Annotated in this window: 18 protein-coding genes; 7 read left to right on the top strand and 11 right to left on the bottom strand. The window is 65.5% G+C overall.

Going from position 1 to position 19,363, the window contains the following annotated elements:
* Position 1 precedes the first annotated feature (1 nt).
* From JX552_RS26550 to JX552_RS26540, 3 genes are read left to right on the top strand one after another with little or no spacing between them, the layout of a single operon-like run.
* Positions 2–973 carry an enoyl-CoA hydratase/isomerase family protein gene (locus JX552_RS26550; protein WP_205874762.1) on the top strand — a complete coding sequence of 324 codons (972 nt, stop codon included), beginning with the start codon at positions 2–4 and terminating at the stop codon, positions 971–973.
* Positions 973–3,351: a CaiB/BaiF CoA transferase family protein gene (locus JX552_RS26545; RefSeq protein WP_205874761.1), complete on the top strand. Its 2,379-nt coding sequence runs from the start codon at positions 973–975 to the stop codon at positions 3,349–3,351. Before JX552_RS26550 ends, JX552_RS26545 begins: the two co-directional genes overlap by 1 nt.
* Before the next feature lie 30 nt (positions 3,352–3,381).
* Positions 3,382–4,215, top strand: coding sequence for an SDR family NAD(P)-dependent oxidoreductase (locus JX552_RS26540; RefSeq protein WP_205874760.1), 834 nt, complete (start codon positions 3,382–3,384; stop codon positions 4,213–4,215).
* A gap of 67 nt (positions 4,216–4,282) precedes the next feature.
* On the opposite strand, the gene JX552_RS26535 is transcribed toward JX552_RS26540, so the two are convergent.
* The 4 genes from JX552_RS26535 to JX552_RS26520 form a co-directional block, all read right to left on the bottom strand.
* Positions 4,283–5,119, bottom strand: coding sequence for an SDR family NAD(P)-dependent oxidoreductase (locus JX552_RS26535; RefSeq protein ID WP_205874759.1), 837 nt, complete (start codon positions 5,117–5,119; stop codon positions 4,283–4,285).
* 22 nt (positions 5,120–5,141) lie between these two features.
* Positions 5,142–5,981, bottom strand: coding sequence for a mycofactocin-coupled SDR family oxidoreductase (locus tag JX552_RS26530; RefSeq protein ID WP_205874758.1), 840 nt, complete (start codon positions 5,979–5,981; stop codon positions 5,142–5,144).
* A gap of 18 nt (positions 5,982–5,999) precedes the next feature.
* On the bottom strand, positions 6,000–7,202 hold the full coding sequence (locus JX552_RS26525; RefSeq protein WP_205874757.1) for a cytochrome P450: 1,203 nt from the start codon (positions 7,200–7,202) through the stop codon (positions 6,000–6,002).
* 207 nt (positions 7,203–7,409) lie between these two features.
* A complete protein-coding gene (locus JX552_RS26520) occupies positions 7,410–8,063 on the bottom strand; it encodes a TetR/AcrR family transcriptional regulator (RefSeq protein ID WP_205874756.1) in 654 nt (217 codons plus the stop codon).
* A gap of 210 nt (positions 8,064–8,273) precedes the next feature.
* On the opposite strand from JX552_RS26520, the gene JX552_RS26515 reads away from it, so the two are divergent.
* Positions 8,274–9,461 (top strand): acyl-CoA dehydrogenase family protein, encoded by a 1,188-nt coding sequence (locus JX552_RS26515; RefSeq protein WP_205874755.1) that lies wholly within the window; start codon positions 8,274–8,276, stop codon positions 9,459–9,461.
* Positions 9,462–9,541: 80 nt separating this feature from the next.
* Here JX552_RS26515 and JX552_RS26510 read toward each other — a convergent pair whose 3' ends face one another.
* The 7 genes from JX552_RS26510 to JX552_RS26480 are packed head-to-tail and all read right to left on the bottom strand — an operon-like array spanning position 9,542 to position 15,243.
* The gene (locus JX552_RS26510) at positions 9,542–10,276 is read right to left on the bottom strand and encodes an acyl-CoA dehydrogenase family protein (protein ID WP_205878703.1); all 735 of its coding nucleotides are present in this window, start codon (positions 10,274–10,276) and stop codon (positions 9,542–9,544) included.
* A gap of 46 nt (positions 10,277–10,322) precedes the next feature.
* A complete protein-coding gene (locus JX552_RS26505; protein WP_205878702.1) occupies positions 10,323–11,411 on the bottom strand; it encodes an acyl-CoA dehydrogenase family protein in 1,089 nt (362 codons plus the stop codon).
* Positions 11,412–11,426: 15 nt separating this feature from the next.
* Entirely contained in the window at positions 11,427–11,888 is a 462-nt protein-coding gene (locus JX552_RS26500) for a nuclear transport factor 2 family protein (protein ID WP_205874754.1), read from the bottom strand.
* Positions 11,872–13,086, bottom strand: a complete 1,215-nt coding sequence (locus JX552_RS26495) for a metal-dependent hydrolase family protein (protein WP_205874753.1) — start codon at positions 13,084–13,086, stop codon at positions 11,872–11,874. Before JX552_RS26495 ends, JX552_RS26500 begins: the two co-directional genes overlap by 17 nt.
* Before the next feature lie 3 nt (positions 13,087–13,089).
* A complete protein-coding gene (locus JX552_RS26490) occupies positions 13,090–13,416 on the bottom strand; it encodes a hypothetical protein (protein ID WP_205874752.1) in 327 nt (108 codons plus the stop codon).
* Entirely contained in the window at positions 13,397–14,689 is a 1,293-nt protein-coding gene (locus JX552_RS26485; RefSeq protein ID WP_205874751.1) for an aromatic ring-hydroxylating oxygenase subunit alpha, read from the bottom strand. Before JX552_RS26485 ends, JX552_RS26490 begins: the two co-directional genes overlap by 20 nt.
* A gap of 2 nt (positions 14,690–14,691) precedes the next feature.
* Positions 14,692–15,243 (bottom strand): carboxymuconolactone decarboxylase family protein, encoded by a 552-nt coding sequence (locus JX552_RS26480; protein ID WP_205874750.1) that lies wholly within the window; start codon positions 15,241–15,243, stop codon positions 14,692–14,694.
* A gap of 304 nt (positions 15,244–15,547) precedes the next feature.
* Here JX552_RS26480 and JX552_RS26475 point away from each other — a divergent pair, with 304 nt between their 5' ends.
* From JX552_RS26475 to JX552_RS26465, 3 genes are all read left to right on the top strand, one after another.
* A complete protein-coding gene (locus JX552_RS26475; RefSeq protein ID WP_205874749.1) occupies positions 15,548–16,846 on the top strand; it encodes an amidohydrolase family protein in 1,299 nt (432 codons plus the stop codon).
* A 91-nt stretch (positions 16,847–16,937) separates the two neighbouring features.
* A complete protein-coding gene (locus JX552_RS26470) occupies positions 16,938–18,104 on the top strand; it encodes an acyl-CoA dehydrogenase family protein (protein WP_205874748.1) in 1,167 nt (388 codons plus the stop codon).
* 97 nt (positions 18,105–18,201) lie between these two features.
* The gene (locus JX552_RS26465) at positions 18,202–19,350 is read left to right on the top strand and encodes a thiolase family protein (protein WP_205874747.1); all 1,149 of its coding nucleotides are present in this window, start codon (positions 18,202–18,204) and stop codon (positions 19,348–19,350) included.
* Positions 19,351–19,363 lie beyond the last annotated feature (13 nt).

Below are 19,363 nucleotides of genomic sequence, written 5' to 3'. Positions count from 1 at the left end.
CATGGCCTCAAGGCCGGATCCGCAGGCCAAGAAGATAACTCGGTACCAGAAGGACGCTGACACACGCATTGCCACCATCACATTCGACCGCCCCGAGTATCTGAACGCGCCGACCATTGCCGCGCGGCACCGGTACGCGTACCTGCTGCACCGGGCCGCCATCGACGACGACGTCAAGGTCGTGGTGATCCGCGGCGCGGGTGACGACCTGGGATCCGGTGCCGATCTCGAAGAATTATTGCGGACCAAGGATTCTGACGATCCGGGACCGCTGTTGGCGGAGTTCCGGGTAGGCGCCGGTGACGTCACCTACCCGCCGCGGGAATCGTTCCGGCACGGTGCGTCGGTGGGGCAGTGGTATGCCAACCCGAACTCGGGGATTCGCGGGCTGCAGGACTTCAAGAAGATCTCGATCCTCGAGGTCAAGGGCTATTGCTACGGCTGGCACTTCTACCAGGCCGCCGACGCCGACCTGGTAATAGCCTCCGAAGACGCGCTTTTCGGCCATCCGTCGTTCCGGTACTACGGCTGGGGACCACGGATGTGGTGGTGGGCGCAGACCATGGGAATTCGGAAGTTTCAAGAGATGGTCTTCACCGGGCGGGCGTTCACCGCCACCGAGATGTATGACTGCAACTTCCTCAACAGTGTGGTGCCACGGGCGCGGGTGGCGGCCGAGGTGGACAAGTACGCGCTGGCCTGCGCCCGCAATCGTCCCACCGACACCGTGTTCATGCAGAAGACGTTCTTCGAGATCATGAAGCAGTTCCAGGGCGAGTACATGGGCAGCCTGCTCAGCGGCTTCTTCGAGTCCACCGGTGGCATGGTGCGGGCCGACGGCGACGACTTCCTGCTCGACGACGCCATAGGCCGCGGACTCGGCGACGCCGTCAAGGCCAACGACGACAGGTACCCACCGGAGTGGAGGTTGAGCAAGAAGGCGCGGCGAAAAGCCCGGAAGGCCAAGGAGTAGTGACGCTACCGCCGTTGTCCGGTTACACCGTGATCGACCTGTCCTCCGGGATCGCGGGCGCCTACTGCACCAAGCTGCTCGCCGACGGCGGTGCCGTCGTCGTTAAGGTCGAGTCACCGGAGGGCGACTGGCTCCGGTCATGGTCGGCGTCACGGTCAGACCCGTCCGGTGATGGCGCGTTGTTCAACTTCCTGGCCGGGTCCAAGCACGGTGTGGTCGCCGATCCGGACGCGGACGCCGAGCTCGTCGGACGGTTGTTGGACGGGGCGGACGCGGTGGTGTGGTCGTCGGGATCCACCGTGGCCGAGCGGTTCTCGCCTCACGCGATGCGGGAACGGTGGGCGCACCTGGTGGTTGCGTCGATCACCCCGTTCGGTTTGCACGGCCCCTGGCGGGACCGTCCTGCCACCGAGTTCACCCTGCAGGCATGGTCCGGTGGGATCGTCGGCCTGGGGCGCGGTGTGGCAGAGCGCGCCCCGGTGTTCGTCGGCGGTCAGGTCGGCGAGTACCTCGCCGGCGCCTACGCGAGTGCCGCGATCCTGGCCGTGCTCCACGGTGGCCGCGGTCAGGGCCAGCTCGTCGACCTGTCGATGCTGGAGACCCAGATCCTCGGGCTGACTTACTATCCGGTGACGTATTTCGAGATGCTAGGCCGGCCGTGGCGGGACGCCCGGCGCCTCACCGTCCCCGGCGTGGCCGAAGCGCAGGACGGCCTGGTCGACCTCGGCTGTGGTACCGCACAACAGTGGTTCGACCTGTGCGCGATGGTCGGTCACCCCGAGTGGATCGACGAAGAATCTCCGTTGTCGATCACCGAGCTTGCCAACGTCTACGCCGACGACATCTACGAATGGGTGCGCAATCACCCGGACGACGAGATCCGTGAATTGGCTACCGCGTTCCGGATACCCAACGCCCCGGTGGCCAACGGCGCCAACATCGTCTCGCTGGACCACTTCGTCGAGCGGGGGTCGTTCCTGCGCAATCCCCGCGACGGATACCAGCAGCCGGGCCATCCGTACCGGATGCGGCCGGCGCAGTTGCGGGAACCTGGGGCGGCGCCCCAGCTGGGGGAGCACACCGCGCACTACCGTGCGGCGTGCCCGGCGCCACGCGCCGTATCGTCCCTGCCCGCAATGGGATTGCCGCTCGCCGGCCTGCGGGTGCTGGACATGACCGCGTTCTGGGCGGGGCCGTCGTGCACCCATCTGCTGGCGATGCTCGGCGCCGAGGTGATCCACATCGAATCGACCCGCCGCCCGGACGGTACCCGGCTCATCGCCGGCATCCCGACCACCGAGGAGCAGTGGTGGGAGAAGTCGCCGATCTTCGCGGCGCTCAACACCAACAAGAAGGGCCTGACCCTGGACCTGCAGCGTTCGCGGGGGAGAGAACTGCTGCTCCGGCTGATCGGTACCTGCGATGTCATTGCGGAGAACTTCACCCCCCGTGTACTCGATCAGATCGGCCTGGATTTTGCTGCGGTGCAGGCGGTTCGGCCCGAGGCGATCCTGTTGCGGATGCCTGGCTTCGGATTGGACGGACCTTGGCGCGACAACCCGGCGTTCGCCTACGTCATCGAGTCGGCGTCGGGCTTGAGCTGGCTGACGGGCTATCCCGACCGCACGCCGTTCGAGCCCTACTCCGTGGGCGATCCCAACGCCGGAATTCATGCGCTCAACGCGCTGCTTCTGGCGCTGGAGCACCGACGTCGCACCGGACAGGGGGTGATGGTGGAGGCGGCTATGGTGGATGCGGCCCTGAACATCGCGGCCGAGCAGGTGATCGAATTCTCCGCGTACGGGGCTCTGCTGCAGCGGGCCGGCAACCGGGGACCGACGGCCGCGCCGCAGAATCTGTATCTAAGTGCCGACATCGACGAGTTCGGGCGCCTCGACAGCTGGGTTGCCATCGCGGTGGCCACCGACGAGCAGTGGGTCCAGTTGGGACGCGCACTCGGGTCACCTTCCTGGGCAACCGATCTCGCATGCGCCACGGCGGACGGCCGGCGTGCGCAGGAGGATCTCATCGATGCGCGCCTGGCGCAGTGGTGTGCGGGTCGCACGCGGGACGAGATCGTGGCCACCTTGTGGGATGCCGGTGTGCCGGTCGCGAAGGTCATGCAACCGCACCGGCAGACGGAGTTGGACCAGCTCACGGCGCGGGGCTTCTTCGAAGTCGTCGATCATCCGGTGTGCGGCCCGGCTAGGCTCAGCAGCGTGCCCATGCGACTGTCCGGCGGCCCGTGCCGATTTCACACGCAGCCGGCGCCGTTGCTGGGGCAACACAATCGGGAGTTGTTGGCGGAGTTGGGCCTTACCGAATCGGAGATTGCCGGTTTGGAAGCCGACGGTGTGATCGGCCGGAGCCCGTCATGACTCTTGATGGCGCTCGCGGTGGGAGGCGACATGGCGATCGCACCGGCTGACATTCTGCTGACCGACCGGGTAGCGGTGGTCACCGGTGGGGGAGCGGGCATCGGGCGCGGAATCGCCTCGGGCTTCGCGGCATTCGGAGCCCGGGTGGCCATCTGGGAGCGCAACCCCGACTCCTGCGCCCGGACCGCGGAAGAGATTGGTGCGCTGGCAATCCCGACCGATGTGCGGGACAGTGACCAGGTCGACGCGGCGCTGGCACGGACGATGGCGGAATTGGGGACGCCGACCATCCTGGTCAACAATGCCGGCGGTGTGTTCTCCTCACCGCTGCTGGATACCAGCGAAAATGGCTGGGACGCTTTGTATCGCGCTAATCTGCGGCATGTGTTGCTCTGCACGCAGCGGGTCGCGCGGCAGCTGGTGGCCGACGGGCTGCCAGGCAGCATCATCGCGGTCACCTCGATCGAGGGGGTGCGGGCCGCGCCCGGTTACGCGGCCTACGCCGCCGCAAAAGCCGGCGTCATCAACTACACGAAAACCGCCGCGCTCGAGCTGGCGCCGCATGGTATCCGGGTCAACGCGATAGCGCCCGACATCACCCTGACCGAGGGTCTGGCCGAGCTGGGCGGAGAGGGTGCCACCGGCGCCTCGGCTGCCACGGCTGCCACGGCTGCCATGGGTGCCGTAGTGCCGTGGGGGCGGCCCGGCCACGTCGACGAAACTGCAAGCACGGCGGTGTTTCTCGCCTCGGACATGTCCACATACATCACCGGGCAGACCCTGCACGTCGACGGTGGCACACACGCCGCGGGCGGCTGGTACCACGACGCGCAGACCGGCCACTATCGCTTGGGCCCCAGTTAGCGCGAGCAGACGCAAAAGCGCCCGACACGCCGGCGATTTGGTTGCCTTTGCGTCTGCTCGCGGAGCTTCAGTGGTGCCAGCCTTCGGCGGCCTGTTCGTCGAAAGTCCGGTCGATGCGGTCGAACCGGCGCCGGATCGACGCCCGGGACGCCTCGTGCGGAAGGATGTATAGGCGATTGGCCAGGATCGCGTCGGCGGTCAGCCGGGCCAGCGCAGTGACACCCAGCGTCTCGTCCTGTTCCGGCAGCGGCCCGAGCGATCCGGTCACATCGGGCGTCGACGCCAGGCCGTAGTCCGCGCCCCGGATCCGTTCGGAGTTGGACACCAGCTTGGTCTCCACCACCATCGGGCACAGCACCGACACTCCGATGCCATTGCCCTTCACCTCCCGCGCCAGGGTCTCCGCCAGGCTCACCACGCCGTACTTGGCAACGCCGTACGCCCCGAGCCCGGCGTTGGGCACCAAGCCGGCGAAGGAGGCGGTGAACGCGATGTGGCCGCCGTTGCCCTGCTTGAGCAACCGCGGCAGAAACGCCTCGACGGCGTGGATCGAACCCCACAGATCGATGTCGATCACCCAGCGCCAGTCCTCGTGCGTCATCTCAGCGATCGGGCCGGCGACCACGATGCCGGCGTTGCTGAAGACGATGTCCACCTGGCCGAGTAACCGGAACGCCTTATCGGCCAGGCGCACCACCTCATCGAGATGGCGGACGTCGCACATCACTCCGTGGGCTTCGAAGCCCTGGCCGCGCAGGTGAGTGACCGCCAATTCCAGGCCCGGTTGGTCGACGTCGGCGAGTACCACCCGGGCTCCGCGGCCGGCCAGCTCGGTGGCGGTGGCCAAGCCGATCCCGCTCGCGCCCCCGGTGATGACCGCCCCGCGTCCGTCAAAATCTGACAAGTGTCCGTCCACAGGACGGACCCTATTTCAGGCAGCCGCCCGCATCCACCGGCAGGGTGACGCCGGTGATGTACCGGGATTCATCGGAGGCCAAGAAAAGCACCGCGTTGCTGATGTCGCGCGGTTCCACCCAGGGGATCGGCAGGGTGTGGAACATCTGGCAGATCGGCGCCATGTCGTCCGGTCCCGGATTCTGCAGGTCGGGCCGGAACATCTTGAAGGTGCCGTCGTTGTGCAGCATCGGGGTGGCGACATGTGTGGGATGCACCGAGTTGACGCGAATCATGTGCTGCCCCAACTCGACAGCGAAGGAGCGCATGATGCCCACGACGCCATGCTTGGCGGCGACGTAGCTGCCGCACTGCGGGTACGCCTTGAGGCCGCCCACCGAGCTGGTCAGGATGATCGAGCCGCCCCTGCCGCCCGCCAAGATATGCGGCACGGCGGCTTTCACCGACTTCCAGACGCTGGACAGGTTGACGTCGATCATCTCCTGCCAGTCGTATTCGCTGGTCTTGTCCAGGGTGTCACCCCCGTTGCCGATACCGGCGTTGGCGACGACGATGTCCAGTCGCCCCAACTGCTCCACACCGCTGTCCACCGCGGCCTTGAGCGCGCCGAAGTCGCGCACATCGACTTCGGTCGTGACGATTCGGCGATTGAGACCCTTGACCAGGTCGGCGGTCTCGGCCAGGTCTTCGGGCGTCGATGCCGGGATGGTGGTGTTCTTGACGATCGGCTTGCACACGTCGACGGCGATGATGTCGGCGCCTTCCTCGGCCAGGCGCACCGCATGGCTGCGTCCCTGCCCTCGCGCCGCCCCGGTGACAAAGGCGACTTTGCCTTCTACACGTCCAGTCATGTTTCCCTCCTGCGTTTCTCAGCCGAATATGGCCGGCATGGACTCCCAGCCCCGCACGGTCGACGTCGGGGAGAGTGTGGCCTCGGCAATGTCGACATCCCATTCGGGAAACCGCTTGAGAATCTCCTCGAGCGCGATCCGGCCCTCGAGTCGGGCCAGCGCGGAGCCGAGACAGTAGTGAGTGCCGACGCTGAACGTCAGGTGCTGGCGGGGCTCCCGGCGGATGTCGAAAACATCGCCGTCGGGCGGAAATTGGCGGTGGTCGCGGTTCGCCGCGCCGATCAGCATCATCATCACGCTGCCTTCGGGCACCCGTTGGCCGTAGTAGTCGACATCGCGGGTGACATACCGGGCCACGTGCGGCGCCGGTGGCTCGTAACGCAGCAACTCCTCGACCGCCGCGGGAATCAACGCCGGATTCTCCACCAGCGCGCGACGCTGATCCGGGTGGTCGGCCAAAACCTTTCCCGCCCAACCGATCAGCCTGGTAGTGGTTTCGTTTCCGGCGCCCGAGACGACGGTGACGTAGGTCAACAGCTCGTCACGCCGCATCCGCCGAAGGGTTCCCGTCTCATCCTCGAACTCCGCGTTGAGCAACTCGGTCATGATGTCGTTGGATGGGTGCTGTGCCCGCCAGTCGATGTACTGACCGAAGAACTCACCGTTGAGCATGGTTTCGGCCGAGAACTCCATCGGCTTGCCGGCCTCGGTGCGCATCTGTGCATTGGCGAAGTCGCGCGCGGCTTCCTGGTCTTCCTCCGGGACACCCAGCAGCATCCCGATGACCCGCATCGGCATCTGGGCGCCGAGGTCGTTGACGAAGTCGAATCTTCCGGCGCCGACCAGCGGATCCAGGCTGCGTGCGCAGAATTCGCGGATCTTGGGTTCCAGGTCGCTGATCTTGCGCGGAGTGAACATGCGCGACAACAGCTTGCGGTGGATATCGTGGACGGGCGGGTCCTCGAAAATGAGCACGCCCGGCGGCATTTCAAGATTGGCCCGAATCAGTTCGAGGATCGCGCCGCGGGCGGAGCTGAACGTCTGGTAGTCGACGATCGCGTTGTCGACGTCGGCGAAACGGCTCAGCGCATAGAAGTCGTGCTGCTCGTTGTAGTACAGCGGCGACTCCTCGCGCAGCCGCGCGAACATCGGGTAGGGGTCAGCGTTGAGCTCGACATCGTAGGGATCGAAATAGACGTCGCTGGCCGCGCTTACTGTCACGGGTAATCGCCCTCTCGCCGGTTACGCGCGGCCCCGTTTCGGCCGGGGGGCGCGAGCATGCCGTCTCAAGAACTCTGTCATCCCCCACCAACGAGTGTCAACGCGGAATCCGTTTCTGCTATTTTCGGTTCTTCTAAGCCGAGAAGAACGTTCTCACGCGGCCGTGGATGTGCGATATTCGCTCGTCGGAGAAAAAGCGGGCCGAAACTAGTTGCCGGCGAATCCACGAGAGCAGAAATCCCACACCTCGTCGGCGCTGATGGGGTGGACCGTGGCTTCGTCGGAGCCGCCGCTGGATTGTGCGATGAACATCACCGTTTGCATGGTCATCGCGGCCATCCGCTTGGGGTTGACGCCGCCGCGCAGCTTCCCGGCGTCGCAGGCGGCTTCCATCAGTTCGGTGAGCAAAGCCAGCAATGGGGCATGGGCGATCTTGACCTCTGCCGGATGTGTCACCAGTAACCGCGGCGCAAAGTCGGTGAACAGCGGTCGCCTGGCCGTCGGGTCTGGACGGGAGGCCTCATACAGCAGTTCGACCGCGACTTTGAGCCGCTCCAGCGCATCGGTGTGACTTTCCGTCGCGGCCCGAATCTGGTCGGCAGAACGGCTCAGCGCGTCCTCGAACAGCGCGAGCAACAACTCGTGCTTGCCGTCGAACTGCAGGTAGAAGCTGCGCAACGACTGGCGGGACCGGTCGACGACCTCCTGCACAGTGAAGTCCGTGCTGCCCTTCTCGATGATGATGGCCTGGGCCGCATCCAGGAAGCGCTGGACGCGTTGCGCCGCGCGCAGTTTCGCGGTCTTGATGGATCGCTCGACGGCCCGCTGTTTCCACGCAGGCTCTTCGCCCGGGCTAGTCACGGGCGGCTCAGAAGATTGCCGCGAGGAGGGAACATGGTTGGACTGTACCGGAGAACGTCGGGCCATAGCTGCGCTCGACCTCCTCACCGACGATGTCTTGGAGATTGTAACTTCCTCACGAAGAGAATAATATTCTCTTGCACAGGTGTTTGGGAAGCGCATTCGTGAGAGCGCAACGCCGGGAGCCGGGAGAAGCAGCGAGGAGATTTTGTGCAGCTGACTTTTGATGCCGATGTCGAGGCATTCCGCGCCGAATTCGTCGCGTTTCTCGACGAGCATCTACCCGACGAGGCCCAGGGTGTGGTGCGGCCGACCTCGTGCTCGCAGGTGCCGGAGTGGGCGGCCCGCTGGCAGCGTCTGCTGTTCGACAACGGTTGGCTGTTACCCGGAAATCCACCCGAATTCGGTGGGCGCAACGCGACGTTGTTGCAGCAGTACGTGCACGCAGACGAGATGGCACGGCGTCGGATCTACCGCAGTTTCAACCCCCAGGGCGTGGGGATCATCGCGGCTTCCCTGCTGTCGTTCGGGACCACGGAACAAAAGCAGCAGTGGGCGGTGCGAATCCTGCGGGCGGAGATCACTGCGTCGCTGGGGATGAGCGAACCCGGCGCCGGTTCGGATCTGGCGTCGCTGAAGACCCGGGCGGTGCGCCATTCCGATTCGCAAGGCGACTACTTCGTGGTGAACGGACAGAAGGTGTGGACCTCGGGCGCGCACGACGCCGACGTGCTGCTGACATTCGTGCGCACCAATCCCGACGTGCCGAAGCACAAGGGGATCAGCGTATTGCTGATTCCCACCGACACACCGGGTGTGGTGCGCAGGCCGTTCGCGTCGGTGTGCGACCACGACGACGTCGAATTCAACGAGGTGTTCTTCACCGACGCCCGGGTACCGGCCGACAACCTGGTCGGTGATCTGGACGGTGGTTGGCGGGTGGCGACCGGGGCGCTCGGTCACGAGCGCGCCATGCTGTGGCTCGACTACGCCAACCTATTGGACCAACAGACAACAGATTTCACGCCGAGCGGGGTGTTGGAACGGGATCGGTACGCCACCCTGGTGATGGACGCCTGGGCAATGCGACTGCTCGGGTCGGTGACGCTGGCCAAGGCCGCGCGCGGGGAAGAGGACGTGCCGGGCCAATCGGTGTTGAAACTGCTCGGGTCGGAGGCGGTCCAGCGTGCCTCTGAAGACGCGTTGAACGCCAAGGGGGCTGCGGGCCTTGTTCACCCCGCGATGACGGCGCCGTTCGCGCCACTGAACCTCGACGCGCACTACGGCAGCTGGTTCGACCGGTACGCCCGCAGCTTCGCCGGGACCATCGCCGGCGGCACGTCGGAGATCCAGCGCAACATCATCGCCGAGCGGGTACTGGGGATGCCGCGCAACTAGACTCCGCCTGCCCCGGGCGTGAATCCCACGACGCCACAACGGCGTGTCGCGTCGTACGGTTCACACTCGGCGTCAGCTCGTCAGAGGTGGACGAGCCGGGGCGCTGAGCCCACCGCCTTGATATGCGCCCCAGCTTCCCTGGTCAGCTCCCGTGAGCTGCCCAGCAGCCCTTCAAGCACAAGAGCGCGCTTGACGTGGCGGTGCAAGGCATGCTCGGCGGTGAAGCCGATGCCCCCGAGTACCTGCTGGCTGTGCCGCGCGGCGGTCAGCGCCGCCTGGCCCGCCGCCGCCTTGGCCAGTAGAAACGCGAACTCATTCGGCTGATCGGTAGCGGCCTGCAAAGTGGCTTCAGCGCCCTCGATGGCGACCAGCGTCTCGGCGAGCCGGTGTCGCACCGCCTGGAAAGAAGCTATGGAGCGGCCGAATTGGACCCGGTCCAGTGCATGCCGGCGGGCCAGCGACAGCATGGCCCGGCTGGTGCCGACGAGCCACCAGCCCACTGCCTGCCGTCCCGCACGCAGCGGGACGGCATCCCCGGTCGGAACCCGGTGCAAGGGGAGCTCCTCATCCATCGCCGGAGTCGCGCTGTCGGCACGCTCCCAGACCACCCAGGAACCGCCGGCGTAGGGCAGCGGCACCGGGTGGCTGCCGTCACGCAACACGACGTCGTTGAGCACGGGCGCGTGCGCGCCGGTCTCGCCGAGCAGACGGAATACCAGAGGGATTGCGGTTTCCGGCATTTCGTCGAGCATGTCGAGCCAGCCGAGCTCAGTCAGGGCAGCGTCCAGGGCGGCGCCGGACGGCGACGTCGTCATCACCGTCCGCAATGAATCGGCCAGCAGCGCCAGCTCGGAATCCACGTCACTCCTTCCCGAGGTCGAGCAGCCGGCGGGCGATGATGTTGCGCTGGATCTCGGCTGTCCCGCCGTAGATGGTCGCCGCCCGCGAGTAGAGGTACTCCGGACGCCAGGCTGTGTCGTCCAACTCCAGCGTGCCGGGCAACAGGTCGCGGACCGCGTCGTAGAGCTTTTGTTCGGCACCGGCCAGCAGCACCTTGTCGACCGAGGTGTCCGGTCCGAGCCGCGCCCCGTCGGCCAACCGGTGCTGGGTGGCGCGGGATCGGCAGCGCAGCGTATGCAGTGCGAGATACGCTGCGCCCAAGGCAGACTCGTCCGGTTCGGTCGCCTCGGCGATCAATGCGTCGAATCTCGAGTACAGGTAGGCGATCCGCTGCCAGAAGCAGGTTGAGCGTTCGTAGGGCAACAGATTCATCGCGAGCCGCCAGCCGTCGCCGGGCCTGCCGAGCATGCGGCTGGACGGGATGACCACATCGTCGTAGTAGACCTCGCAGAATTCGTCGACGCCGTGCATAGTGCGCAATGGGCGCACGGTGATGCCCGGTGTATCCAGGTCGACAAAGAATGCGGTGATGCCGTCATGACCCGGCGCGGTGCGGGTGAGCAGGACACACCGGGTGGAGAACTGGGCGTAGCTGGTCCAGACCTTCTGCCCGTTGACGATCCAGTTGTCGCCGTCGGGGACCGCACGCGTCGTCAACGACGCCAGGTCGCTGCCGGAGCCCGGTTCGGAGAAGCCCTGGCACCACTGCTCGCGACCGCTGAGCAGCCGCGGCACCATCTCGGCCGCGAGTTCGGTCGGCGCGTAATCGATCATGGTGGGCGCCAGGACCTCCACCATCGAGTAAGGACCGGGTTCGGCGAGGCGCCGGCCCACCACCTCCTCGCCGACGATCGCGCGCAGCAGTGCCGCCCCGCCCAGTCCGCCGACCGAGACCGGCCAGCCGTAGCGCATCCACCCAGCCTCGTACAGCGCCGAACTGACCCGGGCGAACTGCCGCATATGGCCCTGCAGGGAATGGTCCGGTCCAGGTGTCAAATCGTGCTCGTCGAGCCAGGCGCACAGCCCCGCTCGGAACTCCTCGACATTCACCGGACTCGGGCTCAATTAGCCTGCTCCTCCTCGGGCCGTTGCACGGCCCGCATCGTCGCCGGCTGGACGGCCTACGGCGTGCGGGCGCCCGGAGTCGTGCACGCCGCTGCGCCGGATGAAGGTCATGGCACGGGTTTTCAGCCGCCAGCCGTCGGCGGTGCGCAGGTACGTGTCGCGGTAGTAGCCGATACGCATGTCGTGCGCGGAGTGTTCGATGAAGCACAGCGGTTGGGTGCCGGTGGCCGTATCGCCGTCGAGATCTTCCACCAGCGAGGTGCCTGTCATGAACAGGCCCTTCGGTGCGGCGGCGACCAGCTCCGGGAACCGGTCGAGTGTGTAGGTGTCGCCGAAAGCGCTGTAGGTGCCGTCAGGGGTGAACACGCCGATCAGTCCTTCGATGTCGCCCTGGGTGATGGTGACCGCATACCGGGCGAGCAGCTGCTGGATCTCCACCAGGTCGTCAGTTCTGGTTGGCATAAACCTTGCCGCCTTTCATGACGAAGCTCACCATGCGGGTAACGGTGATGTCCTGCAACGGATTTCCAGGCACCGCGATGACGTCGGCCAGCATGCCCTCGGCCAGGCGCCCGAGGTCGGTCGAGTTGATCAGCTCCGCCGCCGTCACGGTCGCGCCGCGCAACACGGCCAGCGGCGGCAATCCCCACTCGACCAGAGTGACGAGTTCATCGGCGTTGCGGCCGTGCGGTATTGCCGGCGCGTCGGTGCCGACGGCGATCTTCACCCCGGCCTGGTACGCCGCCAGGATCGAGGTGCGCGACTTGGGGAACATCTCGGCGGCCTTGGCCTGAAGTTCGGGCGGCGCATGGGACACGTCCATGCCCTCGGCCAGTCGGCGGGTGCTGACCAGGAAGGTGCCGTTGTCGACCATGAGAGCGATCGCCTCGTCGTCGATCAGAAAACCGTGTTCGATGCAGTCGATGCCGGCTGCCACGGCGTGTTTGACGGCCTCGGCGCCGTGCGTGTGTGCGGCGACCCGCAGCCCGCGCCGGTGCGCCTCGTCGACGATGGCGCGCAGTTCGTCGTCCGAATAGTGTTGCGCGCCAGGCGGCCCGGTCAGCGACATGACCCCGCCGGAGCAGCACACCTTGATCAGCTGGGCGCCGTGCTTGATCTGGTAGCGCACCGCCCGGCGGATCTCGTCGACGCCGTTGGCGATGCCCTCCTCGATCGTCAGGTCCAGCACGTGCGGCGCGAAGGCCGCGAACATGGTCGGATCCAGGTGCCCACCGGTAGGCGTAATCGCATGTCCGGCAGGCACAACGCGCGGTCCGTCGATCCAGCCGGCGTCGATGGCCTTGCCCAGTGCCACGTCGAGCAGGTATCCGCCGGTCTTGACGAACAGACCCAGATTTCGCACAGTGGTGAACCCGGCGCGCAGGGTGCGGCGGGCATTGCCCACGGCGCGCAGCACCCGGGTCGGCGGATCGTCCTGCACCTGGGACAGACCCGGCTTCTCGCCGCGGCCACCCATCAGCAGGTTGACCTCCATGTCCATCAACCCGGGCAACAGGATCTGGTCCCCGAGATCGATCAGGTCGCCATCAGGCTTGCCTCCCACACCGACGATGCGGTCGCCGTCGATCCGCAGGATGCCTGGGGAGACGATCTCACCGGCATCGACATCGAGTAGCCCAGCTGCCTTGAGGGTCAACACCTGTCAGATCACCGGTTCCCGGATGCACTCCACCCACGCCGCGCCGCTGTCGGGAACCCGGGGCTGCTTCCACGCCTCGATCGGAAACGAGACCATCACCAGCGACTGCATCAGGTGCATGAGCGTGCGCGCGTCCTCGGGTAGATCGTCCAGCGGGTACTGGTCACAGTAGGCGATGACGTCGTTCAGGCGCGGGAAGGCAATGTCGTAAAACTCCTGCAGCTGAACCATCGTGGTGGCCAGTCGCTTGGCATAGCGTTCGGGCTCGGTGGCCAGGTCCCAGTCCAGATATGGTTCCAGGTCGGCGAATTCAGACGGTAACTTTGCCATTCTGGCTCTCCTTCGCGAAGTCGGCTACGTAGTCACCGGTCACCTTGTGCAGGTGGCGCAGCAGAATTTCCTGATCGCACAAGGGGAAGTCGTTGACCACCCGGGTGCCGATCATGGTCTGCGTCGCTTCCAGGGTGTTGGCGTCCTGCAGCGCGTACTCCTTGAACGTCACCGCGGCCAGCTCATGCGCCAGGCGCTCCCGGGCATTTCGCGGCGGGACGAAGTACAGCGTGCACTCGAAGATGTGTTTGTCCACGGCCGTCGGCCAGTAGTGGTAGGTCAGGAACCAGCCCGGTTCCCAGATCAGCAGCATGAAATTGGGGTAGAAGTGCCAGGAGTCGACGCCCCACTGCTTGACCTTCTTCGGGTTAACGCCCGGTGGTAGTCCGTCGAGCGTCGCGATGACTTCCGGCTTGTCCCAGGGACCGAACAGCCCGCTGCGCAGGACCTGGTCCATCGGCTTGACCATGCTCATGTCCGCCGGCGGGGCCTGGCCGCCCCAGGTCGAGATCATCCCGTGCGGGCTGGCCAGCTCGTAGTGCAGCGCCTCGAAGCCGTACTTCATGATCTTGGCGGCTTCTTCTTTGGTGTACTGCCCTTGGTGCAGCACCGGCGCATGGTAGAACTCGGCGAACGCGTCGATGAACAGTTTCCAGTTGCTGCCGACTTCTGCTCGGTAGGAATAGGTTTCGGTCATCTCGTGGAAGGGGTAGCCCTCGATGCCCTTGCCCATCGGTCCGAGATAGTCCACCAGTGGCTGAGCGTTGTGGTCGAAGTTGATGAAGATGAAGCCTTCCCACACCTCGCAGCGCACCGGCACCAACCCGTAGTCGCTCTTGTCGACGTCGAAGAACTCGTCTTCCTGCTGGATGTAGGTCAGGTCGCCGTCCAGACTGTACCGCCATGCGTGATACTTGCAGGTGAACTGCCGGCAGGTGCCAGATGTCTCCTCATGGGGAAAATCGTTCCACACCAACTTGTTTCCGCGGTGTCGGCAGACGTTGTGGAACGCCTTGACCGATCCCTCCTTGGTCTTGACGATGATCACCGACATGCCTCTGCCGGCCGACGGCAGCTCCTTGGTGAAGTAGCTGCCGGTGCGCGGCAATCGCTCGACACGACCCACGTTGAGCCAGGTGCGTTTGAAGATCGCGTCGCGCTCGGCTTCGAAGAACGCGGGATCGATCGAGTCGCTGTAGTCCACGGGTGCCGTGCCCAGCTCGGGATAGTTCTGCGTCCAGCTCCCGGCGGCTGGTTTGGGGAAGTGGGCCACTGTTACCTCTCCTCGTCAAAGTCGGTGTCGGTCTCGAGCTGCACGCCAAAAGTGTTGAGGGCCATGGCCAGCATCGTGTAGGAGCCGACCGTGAAGACGTAGTCCATGCGCTGACGGTCGTCGAGTCGGGTGCCGAGGGTGGCCCAGGTCTCGTCGGATAACTGCGACTGTTCGTCGAGTTCGTCGACGCCAGTGAGCACCGCGCGGTCGAATTCATCGAACGGCCCGTCACCGCGGCGGACCGCGTCGATCTCGGCGTCGGTGATGCCTTCTCGTTTCGCCAGATCGACGTGGTGCGTCCATTCGTATGCGCACTTGCGCCGGTGGGCGACGCGCAGGATCGCCAGTTCCCGGATCCGGGGCGGCAGGGTGGAGGAGTACAAGAGGTGGACGTTGAATTTGAGGAACGCCTTGGTCAGGACCGGATGGTTGGCCAGCGTCGACAGCACGTTGGAGGCGTCGCGCGGATTGCGTCGCTCCGGCGGCAGCATAACGGCCAGCGCCCCTTCGACAGCCTCATCCCACTTCTCGGGGGGCAGTGGGGGTAAGCGCATCCGGATCGCCCTTCTCAGGTGCATCCTCTCACTGAGAGAGAATCATATTCTCATTTCCAACCAATAGACTTGCATGAAACGGACGACGGGTCAATGCTGGCTCTAAGGGTGGCCGTCGAAGGGTGACCGGCCACGCCTGGAAAGGGCGCTCAGCCGCTCGGACGCCTATGCTGGATGTTGATTCTCGCTTCACGAGAAGATAGTTTTCAAAATATAGAGAGCTCGGCGCAGGTGGGCTCTGCTCTGCGGCTTGAAGCCTGCTCAATACACCCGATCAGGTGGATCAAATGAGAAGGGAAGACCCGTGAATAAAGAGGACATGATCCTGATCAGCGTGGACGACCACACCGTCGAACCGCCCAACATGTTCAAGAATCACCTGCCGTCGAAGTATCTGGACGACGCTCCGCGTCTGGTGCACAATCCGGACGGCTCGGACATGTGGAAGTTCCGCGACACCGTCATTCCGAACGTGGCCCTCAACGCGGTCGCCGGCCGGCCAAAGGAAGAGTACGGGATCGAGCCCACCGGTCTGGACGAGATCCGGCCCGGCTGCTACAACGTCGACGAGCGCATTAAGGACATGAATGCCGGCGGGATCCTGGCCTCGATCTGTTTTCCGTCCTTCCCCGGTTTCGCCGGACGCCTGTTCGCCACCGACGACTCGGAATTCTCGATAGCACTGGTGCAGGCCTACAACGACTGGCACATCGAGGAGTGGTGCGGTGCCTATCCGGCGCGGTTCATCCCGATGGCGATTCCGGTGATCTGGGACGCCGAGGCGTGCGCCGCCGAGGTGCGCCGGGTCGCCAAGAAAGGTGTGCACGCGCTGACCTTCACCGAGAACCCGGCCGCCATGGGCTACCCCAGCTTCCACAACGAGTACTGGAATCCACTGTGGAAGGCGTTGTGCGATACCGACACCGTGATGAACGTGCACATCGGGTCCTCCGGCCGGCTGGCGATCACCGCACCCGACGCGCCGATGGACGTGATGATCACGCTGCAGCCGATGAACATCGTGCAGGCCGCCGCGGACCTGCTGTGGTCGCGGCCGATCAAGGAGTACCCGGACTTGAGGATCGCGCTCTCCGAGGGCGGCACCGGGTGGATTCCCTACTTCCTGGAGCGGGCGGACCGCACCTATGAGATGCACTCGACCTGGACGCACCAGAACTTCGGAGGGAAGTTGCCGTCCGAGGTCTTCCGCGAGCACTTCCTCACCTGTTTCATCAGCGACAAGGTGGGCGTCGCGCTGCGCGACATGATCGGCATCGACAACATCTGCTGGGAGGCTGATTACCCGCACAGCGACTCGATGTGGCCGGGCGCCCCCGAAGAGTTGTGGGACGTGTTGTCGCTCAACAACGTGCCGGACGACGAGATCAACAAGATCACCCACCAGAACGCGATGCGCTGGTACTCCTTCGACCCGTTCACTCACATCACGCCCGAGCAGGCGACGGTCGGAGCGCTGCGCAAGGCCGCCGAAGGGCATGACGTGTCCATCAAGGCGGCGGGCCACGCAAAAGAGAGCCGCGGCGGCTCGTCGTTCGCTGAGTTCGCGGCCAATGCGAAGTCGCTCAGCGGCAACACGGACTGAGGTTTTCCCCGGCGAGCAGACGCGACAGCCCCCAAATCGGGCGATTTTCGGGTGCTTTTGCGTCTGGTCGCGCAAGGAAAGGTGCGGGCGGATGGAGTTTGAGCTCACAGAAGATCAGGAGCTGATCCGGCGGTCGGTGGCCGAGTTGGCGGCCAGGTTCGACGACCACTACTGGATGGAAAAAGACCAGGCGCACGAATTCCCGACCGAGTTCTACCGCGCCATCGCCGACGGCGGCTGGCTGGGCATGACCATCCCGACCGAGTACGGCGGGCACGGATTGGGCATCACCGAGGCCACTCTGCTTCTCGAAGAGGTCGCCAAGTCCGGTGGCGCCATGAACGCCGCGAGCTCCATCCACCTGTCGATCTTCGGCATGCAACCCGTGGTGGTGCACGGCTCCGACGAGCTCAAACAACGCACTCTGCCGAGCGTTGCGACGGGGGAAACCCACGTCTGTTTCGGCGTGACCGAGCCCGGTGCGGGGCTGGACACCTCGCGCATCACCACGTTCGCCAAGCGCACCGGCGACCACTACGTCATCAACGGCCGAAAAGTGTGGATTTCCAAGGCAATGGAGTCCGACAAGATTCTGTTGCTGACCCGCACGCAGGCCTACGACGAAGTCGCCAAGAAGACCGACGGCATGACGCTGTTCCTCACCGATATCGACCGCAGCCGGGTCGACATCCGGTCGATCGCCAAGATGGGCCGCAACGCTGTCAGCTCCAACGAGCTGTTCATCGACAATCTCGAAGTTCCCGTCGAGGACCGGGTCGGGCAGGAGGGCAAGGGTTTTCAGTACATCCTCGACGGCCTGAACCCGGAACGGATGCTGATCGCGGCCGAGGCGCTCGGCATCGGACGGGTGGCACTGGACAAGGCCGTGAAGTACGCCAACGAACGCGAGGTCTTCGGCCGGCCGATCGGGATGAATCAGGGCATCGCGTTCCCGCTGGCGGATTCGCTGGCCCGCCTGGACGCCGCCGAGCTGATGCTGCGCAAGGCGACCTGGCTGTATGACAACGGGAAACCCTGTGGGCGCGAAGCGAATACGGCAAAGTATCTGTGCGCCGACGCCGGGTTTGCCGCGGCCGACCGGGCGCTGCAGACCCACGGTGGCATGGGGTATGCCGAGGAGTATCACGTCACCCGCTACTTCCGCGAGGCCCGGCTGATGAAGATCGCGCCGATCAGCCAGGAGATGATCCTGAATTTCCTGGGATCGCATGCGCTTAAGCTGCCCAGGAGCTACTGACGTAGGTTGGTAGCCATCGAATGTGAACTGACGGCGACTTTTTCACGTTTTCCCCGCCGTGAGGTCACGCTCGGCGACGGAGAGGCGGAGTAACAAGATGCGCGAAACGGTCATCGTCGAGGCGGTGCGTACGCCGGTGGGCAAGCGCAACGGCGGGCTCGCGGGTGTGCATCCCGCCGACCTGTCCGCTGTCGTCCTCAACGAACTGATGGAACGCGCCGGCGTCAGCCCGGAGTTGGTCGACGACGTCATCTGGGGCTGCGTCAGTCAGGTCGGTGATCAGGCGGCCAACATCGGCCGCTACGCGGTGCTGGCGGCGGGCTGGCCGGAGAGCATCCCGGGAACGACGGTCAACCGCGCCTGCGGGTCCAGCCAGCAGGCCCTCGACTTCGCGGTGCAGGCGGTGATGTCGGGGCAGCAGGATGTGGTGGTGGCCGGCGGCGTCGAGGTCATGAGCCGCGTCCCCCTGGGCGCGGCCCGGGCCACCGGCATGCCGTACGGTCCCAAAGTCTCTGCGCGCTATGACGATTTCTCGTTCAACCAGGGCGTCAGTGCGGAGCTGATCGCCAGGAAGTGGGGTCTGTCCCGCGCGCGGCTCGACGAATACTCGGTCCGGTCCCACGAACTGGCCGCCGCGGCTCAGGACAGCGGCGCCTTCGTCGAGCAGATCGTCCCAGTGTTCGCCGATGACGCCCTGGTGGTGCACCAGGACGAGGGCGTGCGGCGGGGGACGACGACGGCGAAACTCGCCGGCCTCAAGTCGGCTTTCGTCGAGGACGGCGTGATCCATGCCGGCAACTCCTCGCAGATATCCGACGGCGCCGCCGCGCTGTTGGTGACGACGTCAGAACTCGCGCTGGAGATGGGTCTGACCCCGATCGTTCGCTACCGCGCCGGCGCCGTCTCGGGAGCCGACCCCGTGCTGATGCTGACCGGCCCCATTCCTGCGACGGAGAAGGTGCTGGGCAAGTCGGGCGTGCGGGTCGACGAGGTGGGTGTGTTCGAGGTCAACGAAGCATTCGCGCCGGTGCCGCTGGCCTGGCTGGCCGAGACGGGAGCGGACCCGGAGCGCTTGAATCCGCTGGGCGGCGCGATCGCGCTGGGCCACCCGCTGGGCGCGTCCGGCGCGGTGCTGATGACGCGCATGGTGCACCATATGCGGGCCAACGGGATTCGCTTCGGGCTGCAGACCATGTGCGAGGGCGGCGGCACGGCCAACGCCACGCTGGTCGAATTGGTCAGCTGACAGCAGGCCCGCG

The organism is Mycobacterium gordonae, from assembly GCF_017086405.1.
GTDB classification, from domain to species: domain Bacteria; phylum Actinomycetota; class Actinomycetes; order Mycobacteriales; family Mycobacteriaceae; genus Mycobacterium; species Mycobacterium gordonae_D.
The sequence above is the reverse complement of the archived record's forward strand: the minus strand, read 5'-3'. Positions and strand labels throughout refer to the sequence as shown.

Excerpts from the sequence above, each read along its gene's own strand:
- JX552_RS26540 (WP_205874760.1), top strand. The coding sequence starts at position 3,382 with ATGGCGATCGCACCGGCTGACATTCTGCTGACCGACCGGGTAGCGGTG.
- JX552_RS26510 (WP_205878703.1), bottom strand. The coding sequence starts at position 10,276 with ATGACGACGTCGCCGTCCGGCGCCGCCCTGGACGCTGCCCTGACTGAG.
- JX552_RS26490 (WP_205874752.1), bottom strand. The coding sequence starts at position 13,416 with ATGGCAAAGTTACCGTCTGAATTCGCCGACCTGGAACCATATCTGGAC.
- JX552_RS26465 (WP_205874747.1), top strand. The coding sequence starts at position 18,202 with ATGCGCGAAACGGTCATCGTCGAGGCGGTGCGTACGCCGGTGGGCAAG.
- JX552_RS26480 (WP_205874750.1), bottom strand. The coding sequence starts at position 15,243 with ATGCGCTTACCCCCACTGCCCCCCGAGAAGTGGGATGAGGCTGTCGAA.
- JX552_RS26550 (WP_205874762.1), top strand. The coding sequence starts at position 2 with ATGGCCTCAAGGCCGGATCCGCAGGCCAAGAAGATAACTCGGTACCAG.
- JX552_RS26530 (WP_205874758.1), bottom strand. The coding sequence starts at position 5,981 with ATGACTGGACGTGTAGAAGGCAAAGTCGCCTTTGTCACCGGGGCGGCG.
- JX552_RS26500 (WP_205874754.1), bottom strand. The coding sequence starts at position 11,888 with ATGCCAACCAGAACTGACGACCTGGTGGAGATCCAGCAGCTGCTCGCC.
- JX552_RS26470 (WP_205874748.1), top strand. The coding sequence starts at position 16,938 with ATGGAGTTTGAGCTCACAGAAGATCAGGAGCTGATCCGGCGGTCGGTG.